Genomic DNA, 364 nt, shown 5'->3' with positions numbered 1-364 from the left:
GGCGGCGTCGGCGCTCGCCCGGAACAGGGCGCGACGCGATCAGCCCTTTGGTATAAGGGTGCAGTGGGTTGCGCAGCACGTCGGCGGTCGGGCCTTGCTCAACGATGCGCCCGGCGTACATCACTACGACGTGTTCCGCCATCTGCGCGATAACGCCCAAATCATGAGTGATCAGCATCAGCGCCATCTGCTGCGCCCGCGCCTGATCACGCAGTAAGCGCAGGATTTGCGCCTGCACGGTGACATCCAGCGCCGTGGTTGGCTCGTCGGCAATCAGCAGTTTTGGCTGGCAGCTTAGCGCCATGGCAATCATGATGCGCTGCAACATGCCGCCGGAAAGCTGGTGCGGATAGCTGCTCATCAG

The 364-nt window shown here is 62.9% G+C and carries 1 protein-coding gene; it reads right to left on the bottom strand.

Annotation, left to right across the window (positions count from 1 at the left end; translation table 11 throughout):
- The coding region (locus BTM36_RS26825) for an ATP-binding cassette domain-containing protein (RefSeq protein ID WP_139347312.1) at positions 1–364 on the bottom strand (364 nt) is incomplete at both ends.

The organism is Herbaspirillum sp. VT-16-41 (assembly GCF_001994935.1).
Lineage (GTDB): Bacteria > Pseudomonadota > Gammaproteobacteria > Burkholderiales > Burkholderiaceae_D > Herbaspirillum > Herbaspirillum frisingense.
Note: the sequence above shows the minus strand (reverse complement) of the source record. Positions and strands in the feature narration are given on the sequence as shown.